Genomic DNA, 6,818 nt, shown 5'->3' with positions numbered 1-6,818 from the left:
ACGGCCGTCAACTCATCAGCGCCCCAGGGGCAAAACGCCAGCTGAGGAAGCGAAGCCAGGCAGCTCAGCTGCCGTGTGCAACCAGCCCAACCACCGCAGTCACCGCAGTCACAGCGGAAACATCCCGATCCGCCCGTGATATTCGCGCCCGAGCTCATCGGTGTCCGAGCCGACCAACAGCCCGTGCGGCACCACCAGGAAGCACCGCACCCCCACCCCACGAGCCCGGGTCGGGTTCCAGCTCAGCGCCTTGCCGGTAATAGGGCTGACCGCCCCGATACCCGGCCGGGCAACAGCACCCGGTCCAGGCCCCTTAGCGTCGGTGCCGTACGGATTGTCGAAATACCGCTGGTGACCGCCCAGATAAACGGCACTCCCGGTAACCGCCACCGCGTAGAGCGAATCGCCGCCGGTCCGCTGCACCCAGGTCGGGTTGTGCCGGCCGTTGCCCAGGGTCTCGAAGCGGGCCGCCGAGTCGCAGAGCCGGTCCGGTGAGGATGCCCGCCCGGTCGCGGCCACCACGAAGTACTTACCGTCCGGCGCGAACTTGATCTGCCGCAGGTAGGTGTCGAAGCCCTTCATGCAGGCCGGTTTGTACGCGTCGGTGTACCAGTTGAGCAGCACCGCGCTCGGGCCGGCGACGCCGAACATGGCGATCTGGGTGCGGTCGTAGCCGCTTGCCTTCAGCAGCGCACCGATCGCGACGAGCCGGCTGCCGTCGGGGGAGATGTCGAAGTGTTCGACCCGGGTGCGGCTCAGGCCGGGCGCGGTGAGCCTCGGGTCGAACCCGGTGTCGACCGCGCCGGTGAGCGCGCTGACCCGGGCCAGGGCGTCCCGGTTCACCCCGTTGATCGCCGAGAACGTGCCGGCCACGTAGAGGCTGGAGCCGCGGGCCTGGAGGGCGCGCACGTCACCCCAGTTGATCCGGGCGCTGAACGAGGAGACTCGCTCGCCGTTGAGGCCCAGCCGGGTCACGCCGCGCTGCGCGGAGCCGTTGACCGACTTGAACGCACCGCCGGCGTAGACCGTGCTGCTCGGTCCGGTGGCGAGCGAGTAGACCGCGCCGTCCACCTCGGGGGCGAAGGAGCGGATCTCTCCGTCGCTCAGCCCGAACGCGAAGATGTTCTTCCGGGCGTAGGTGTGCTTGCGGGTGCTGTCGGCGACCTTGGTGAAGGCGCCGCCGACCACGACGGTGTCGCCGACCAGCGCCATGCTCCAGACGGTGCCGTCGAGGACGTGCGGGGTGAAGTCGACCGGGTTGGCCGAGACCACCGAGGTCTGGGCCGAATCGGCCTGGGCCGGATGCGCGCACGCCAGGGCGGCGGCAACGATGACGGCGGCGGAGAGCAGGCGACGCATGCGGGCAGCTCCAGGGCGCGGATGATCAGTATTTGTCATCCCCTCAAACGAGCGACCCTTATGTCCGGAAACGGAGCCGGTCGGGCTATGCGTTCACCATGAAGTAGGCCGCGCGCTCCAGGTAGTCCCAGAGCTGCGTCCTGCGGTCGGCCGGCAGGCCCAGCGAATCGACCGCGTCGCGCATGTGGTTGAGCCAGGCGTCGCGGGCCGCCTCGTCGACCACGAACGGCGCGTGCCGCATCCGCAGGCGGGGGTGGCCACGGCTCGCCGAGTACGTGTTCGGGCCGCCCCAGTACTGGATCAGGAACAGGGTCAGCCGGTCGGCGGCCGGGCCCAGGTCCTCCTCCGGGTACATCGGGCGGAGCACCGGATCGCCGGCCACGCCCTGATAGAACTTGTCGACGAGCCGGCGGAACGTCGGCTCGCCACCGATCGCCTCGTAGAAGGTGATTTCGTCCGGGGAGGGTGCGCTCACCCGTCCATCCTGCCAGCCGCGGCCGGGCGCTCGGATGTGACGCTCGTCGTCGCCCCCGGCGCCTGCTCGACCGGGGTGGCGGGGGCGGGCACGACGGGCGGGGGAGCGGGCGGGGCGGGCTCGTCGGCCGGCGGCATGGTCGCGGCTGCTTCCTCGACGGCCGTGGCGAACGCGTGGTCGCTGGGCCAGCGGGCGGACAGGTAACCCATCACGGCGGTTCCGGCGAGGGCGGTCAGCCCGACCACCAGCGGCAGCCAGAACAGGTCGGCCAGCACGCCGGTGATCATGACGCCGGCGAACTGGGAAAGCTGCATGCCGGCCTGGATCACGCCGAACGCCCGGGCGCGGTAACCGTGCGGCAGCATCAGCACGAACTTGCCGTTGAGCGTCGGCGTCAGCCCGCCGATGGCGACGCCGGAGAGGGTCACCAGAGCCACCACCACGAGCATCGGCGGCCCGAAGGCGGCCGGGACCAGGGCAAGGCAGCTGAGGACCGCGAACGGGCGGATCAGCCGGTTGCGCGTGGACGATCCGGTCAGCCGGGTGATGACCAGGCCGCCGACCACGAAGCCGATCGGGCTGGCCGCCATGATCAGGCCCTGGTTGAGGCCGCGGGCCGCCGGGTCGCTGGTGCCCTCGGCGGCCCAGGCCGCGGCCAGGCCCTCCGGCGCGATGGAGAACGCGCTCAGCACGAACACCATCAGCGCGATGTCGCGCAGCACCCGCCGGCCGAAGACCAGCCGGAAACCCTCGCCGGACTCGTGCAGCAGGTGGGTGCGCTGGCCCCGGGCCTGGGCGGGTGGCCGGGGGCGTACGCCGCGGGCGATGAACGCCGCCGAGAGCGCGAAGGTCAGCACGTCGACGGAGAGGGCCACCCGCGGGCTGATCGCGGTCGCGATGGTCGCGCCCGCGAGGTAACCGACGACCTGGACGGCCTGGGTGGTGGTCTGGTTGACGGCGATCGCGGTGGGCAGCTTCTCCCGGCCGACGAGCTGGGGCAGCAGCGCGGACCGGGCCGCCTGGGTGGGTGGCGTCCCGAGGCTGGCCACGAAGACCAGGACCAGCATGACCCAGATCGGCGTGTTCGGGACCAGCAGCAGCGCGATCGGCACCATCCGGGACAGGTCCGCGATGATCAGCACCCGGCGGTACGGATAGCGCTCCGCCAGCGCCGAGAGCAGGGTGCCGCCGATGATCCAGGGGAGGAACGAGACGCCGAAGGCCGCCGCCGTCAGGAGCACCGACTCGGTCTGCTGATAGACGAGGACGGTGATCGCGGCCTTGGACAGGTAGTCACCCAGCCAGTTCACGAGCAGCGACGAGTAGATCGCGCGGTACTCATGGATGGCGAAGACGTCCCGGAACGTAACCGGTTGGTCTCTTTCCGTCACGGTTTCGGCACGGTGCCGCCCCCGTGCAGCGGGTTTTCCGGACACCAGGTCCTCCATCGATCTCGGCACGCGCCGGGTCGCGACGAACGCCGGGTACGCCCCCGGGGTCGACCCGGTGGACGTGATGCCGCATGTGCAGATGCTCAAGCGGATTCTGCCCGATCGTCCGAGTCGATGCTAGGGCGTACGGAACGAATGTCGGCCGTTCGGTGGAGGCCGGGTATCCCCCGGAAGAACTAATCCCAGCTCAGGACGTACCCTCAGATTTTTGATCCGGTGTAGAAGCTGGCGAGAAAGTCGGTGGCACCGCGGAGCGCGGCAGCAATCGAGAGGCGGCGATGCGTTCGGAGAAGCCGCCCAGCTCCAGGGCCTCGGTCAGCGCTCGGCGCAGGTCGCGCTGAACCGCCGCCTGGCCGTCCGCGGTGGTCTTCGCGATGGTCCGGATCACCGCGCCGTCCACCGTCAACTGCTCGACCCCGACCACATCCGGTGGCTCGATGAACTCGTTCTGGTGCTCGGTCGACGCGGCCACCGTCTCGGCCGCCGTCCGCAGCACGCTCATCGCCTCCTCGGAGTTGACGAAGCCGATCGGGATGTCGATCACCACGAGGGCCCAGCCCTGACTCTTGTTGCCGACCCGCACGATCTCGCCGTTGCGGATGTACCAGAGCACGCCGCGCATGTCCCGCACCGTGGTGATCCGCAGTCCGACCGTCTCCACGACGCCGACCGCCTCGCCGAGGTCGACCGTGTCGCCCACCCCGTACTGGTCCTCGAGCAGCATGAACAGGCCGGCGATCAGGTCCTTGACCAGGCTCTGCGCGCCGAAACCGAGCGCCACCCCGACGATGCCGGCGCTGGCCAGCAGCGGGCCGAGGTTGAAGCCCAGCTCACCGAAGACCAGCAGGACGGCCATGGTGAAGACCACGGCGGTGACGAAGCTGCCCAGCACCGAGCCGATCGCCTCGGCGCGCTGCCGGCGCCGCTCCGGGATGTACTGCCCCTCCTCGGCAACCGCGGCCGCCTTCTCTTTCAGCGGCTTCAGCAGAGCCGGCATCGCGGCCCGGCTGGTGCTGGTGGTGAGTCGCTTGATCGCCCGGTGCAGCAGCCAGCGGATCAGCAGGGCGATCAGGATGATCGCGAGGATCCGGAGCGGCTTGACGATGATCCAGTAGCTGGAGTTGGCCAGCCATTGGTTGCCCGTCCAGTCGAAGACGCGGCTGCACACAACGTCGTCCACGCAGATCTTGGTGGTGTCGATCGAGGAGAACACGTCGGGGGTGGGCGTTGGCGTGGGAGTAGGGGCAAGAAGTGGCACGGGAAGCCACCGTACCGGGCGATGCTGAGCCGGCTTTCAGGTGTCACACAGCGCGCGGACCTCAGACGTTTACCGGACGGCTACGGATTGCGCTCGCAATTTGGTCATTCATCAGGGACTATTGGCGCACGGACCATGGATACGACGCAGCGGGAGCGGTGCTAGCAACCACACCGAAGGGTGATCGCGATGCCTGACATACGACCCATAGTGGGCTCATCCGCGTTAGTTCTGAACGCCACGTACGAGCCGCTGTGCGTCGTATCAGTGCGTCGAGCGACCATCCTTGTGCTGACCGCCAAGGCGGAGTGCGTCTCCGACGGCGATGGCATCCTCCACTCGGTGCACACCAACCTCCCGGTTCCCTCGGTGGTCCGGCTCACGCGTTACGTGAAGGTGCCGTACCGCACACACATCGGCCTCTCCCGCCGAGCGATCTTCGCCCGGGACGGCGGCCGGTGCGCCTACTGCCGAGGCTCGGCCGAGACCATCGACCACGTGTTCCCCCGCAGCCGCGGCGGGCTGCACGCCTGGGAGAACGTGGTGGCGGCCTGCGCCAAGTGCAACCACAGCAAGGGCGACAAGACACCGGCGGAACTCGGATGGCGGCTGCACCAGGTGCCGGCCGCACCACGAGGGGTGGCCTGGCGGGTCCTCGGACACCGCACGCCAGACCCCCGTTGGGCCGACTGGCTCGACCTCCCCGCCGCCCCGGCCGAACACGCCGAGGCGGCTTAGTTTTTTCCGGCAATCGCCCCGCGGAGCGAAGCAGAGCCGGCCAGCTCAAGCCTTTCGGGTCTCGATCAGAGATGCGAAGACCACGATGTTGTCCTGGTAACCGGTCTTGCCGCCGACCCACTGGCCACCGCAGGTCATCAGGCGCAGCGACGGGCGGCTGTAGTCGCCGTAGACGCGCTGCACCGGCAGCTTGCCCTTGTCGAAGTGCTCGACCGAGTTGATCTCGAAGACCGCCACCGAGTGGTCGGCCCGCAGCACCTCGACCTGCTGGCCCGGCTTCAGCTTGGGCAGCTCGTAGAAGACCGACGGGCCGGACTTGGTGTCGGCGTGCCCGACGATCAGGGCCGGCCCGAACTGGCCGGGCGTCGGCCCGCCGTCGAACCAGCCGGCCTCGTTGTGCCGCTTCAGCGGGGGCACCGCCACCGAGCCGTCGGTGGCCAGCCCGACGTCGAGGATCGGCGCCTCCACCTTGATCGACGGAATGGTCAGCCGTTCCGGCCGGCTCGGGTCGAGCACCGGGAACGCCCGCGGCGGCGGCTCGTCGGACTGACCGCCGAACCAGTTCGGCAGGTTGATATTGGTCGCGGCGCCGATGCCCATCGCCACCAGGAACAGCCCGAAGAAGACCAGGGCCAGCACGATCAGGCCGATCGGCAGGGGCCGCTTGCCGCGGATGGGCCGCGGCGGCATCTTCGGCTGGACCCGGGGGTGCGGCGCCCGGAAGGGGTGCCGGCCGGGGGTGGCCGGGGGCGGTGGCAGCGGTCCGGTGATCGTGCCGGGCGGGGGTGCGGTGATGACCTGGGCGGGCTGTTTGCGCAGCACCGACTCGGGCATGCGCGCGCCGGTCACCGGCGGCGGTCGGCGGGGCACGGGCGGCCTCAGCCGAAGCGACGGCGTCGCAGGGCCACGACCCAGAGGGCTAATCCGGCGCCGATGACGGCCAGCCCCGAACCGATCAGCATCGGCGCGCTGCGGCCGGGCGCCATGCCACCTCCGCCGGTGGCCGGGCCACGGGCCGGTTCGACCTTGGCGACCACGTGCAGCGTGGCCGAGGCGGTCTTGCCGTCCGGGCAGCGCAGGTCGACCTTGTAGTCACCGGGCCGGGTGCCGGACGGGATCCGCACCGTGGCCGTCAGCAGGCCGTACTGCGGCGTCACGGTGGCCGCGCCGAACAGCGCGGAGGAGACCGTCGCCGATTTGAGGTTGTCGTCACACGAGGCGCGCAGCCCGACCTGATCACCGGCCGGCACCGTGCTGGGGTTGATCTCGAGGTAGATGGCCGCGGCGCGGGCCGCGGGGGCGTCCACGAACAGGACGAACAGGCCCATGAGCAGCGCCGACAGGGCGGCGGGGACGGACAGGCGCATGAGATCCCCCTCCTGCCGTTCGTTGTCACGAGGGCACGAACGGCGCGTGAGGGTGATTTTCGCATCTCCATGCCATCTCCGCGTAGATCCCGACGGCGTGGAACATCGGTTTCGACACCCGACGGTCCGGCACGTCTCGCTCTCCGCTACCGTGACTCTTGTTCGGATCA

7 protein-coding genes are annotated in these 6,818 nt (G+C 69.8%); 1 reads left to right on the top strand and 6 read right to left on the bottom strand.

Annotation, left to right across the window (positions count from 1 at the left end):
• Window positions 1–108: 108 nt before the first annotated feature.
• The 4 genes from Ato02nite_RS12735 to Ato02nite_RS12720 form a co-directional block, all read right to left on the bottom strand.
• Window positions 109–1,359 carry a delta-60 repeat domain-containing protein gene (locus Ato02nite_RS12735; protein ID WP_213006679.1) on the bottom strand — a complete coding sequence of 417 codons (1,251 nt, stop codon included), beginning with the start codon at window positions 1,357–1,359 and terminating at the stop codon, window positions 109–111.
• 85 nt (window positions 1,360–1,444) lie between these two features.
• Window positions 1,445–1,834, bottom strand: coding sequence for a globin (locus tag Ato02nite_RS12730; RefSeq protein ID WP_213006678.1), 390 nt, complete (start codon window positions 1,832–1,834; stop codon window positions 1,445–1,447).
• Complete coding sequence (locus tag Ato02nite_RS12725; protein ID WP_246606756.1) at window positions 1,831–3,225, bottom strand: MFS transporter; 1,395 nt, start codon at window positions 3,223–3,225, stop codon at window positions 1,831–1,833. Before Ato02nite_RS12725 ends, Ato02nite_RS12730 begins: the two co-directional genes overlap by 4 nt.
• Window positions 3,226–3,472: 247 nt before the next feature.
• The gene (locus tag Ato02nite_RS12720) at window positions 3,473–4,543 is read right to left on the bottom strand and encodes a mechanosensitive ion channel family protein (protein WP_438873038.1); all 1,071 of its coding nucleotides are present in this window, start codon (window positions 4,541–4,543) and stop codon (window positions 3,473–3,475) included.
• 189 nt (window positions 4,544–4,732) lie between these two features.
• Here Ato02nite_RS12720 and Ato02nite_RS12715 point away from each other — a divergent pair, with 189 nt between their 5' ends.
• Entirely contained in the window at window positions 4,733–5,281 is a 549-nt protein-coding gene (locus tag Ato02nite_RS12715; RefSeq protein WP_213006677.1) for an HNH endonuclease, read from the top strand.
• Window positions 5,282–5,326: 45 nt separating this feature from the next.
• On the opposite strand, the gene Ato02nite_RS12710 is transcribed toward Ato02nite_RS12715, so the two are convergent.
• Together Ato02nite_RS12710 and Ato02nite_RS12705 are read right to left on the bottom strand one after the other, a co-directional pair.
• Complete coding sequence (locus tag Ato02nite_RS12710) at window positions 5,327–6,151, bottom strand: class F sortase (RefSeq protein WP_246606748.1); 825 nt, start codon at window positions 6,149–6,151, stop codon at window positions 5,327–5,329.
• 8 nt (window positions 6,152–6,159) lie between these two features.
• Complete coding sequence (locus Ato02nite_RS12705; RefSeq protein ID WP_213006676.1) at window positions 6,160–6,648, bottom strand: hypothetical protein; 489 nt, start codon at window positions 6,646–6,648, stop codon at window positions 6,160–6,162.
• Between the last annotated feature and the right edge of the window lie 170 nt (window positions 6,649–6,818).

Source organism: Paractinoplanes toevensis, from assembly GCF_018332695.1.
Taxonomy (GTDB): Bacteria; Actinomycetota; Actinomycetes; order Mycobacteriales; family Micromonosporaceae; genus Actinoplanes; species Actinoplanes toevensis.
This window is presented reverse-complemented; position numbering and strand designations above follow the sequence as displayed.

Excerpts from the sequence above, each read along its gene's own strand:
- Ato02nite_RS12735 (WP_213006679.1), bottom strand. The coding sequence starts at position 1,359 with ATGCGTCGCCTGCTCTCCGCCGCCGTCATCGTTGCCGCCGCCCTGGCG.
- Ato02nite_RS12715 (WP_213006677.1), top strand. The coding sequence starts at position 4,733 with ATGCCTGACATACGACCCATAGTGGGCTCATCCGCGTTAGTTCTGAAC.
- Ato02nite_RS12705 (WP_213006676.1), bottom strand. The coding sequence starts at position 6,648 with ATGCGCCTGTCCGTCCCCGCCGCCCTGTCGGCGCTGCTCATGGGCCTG.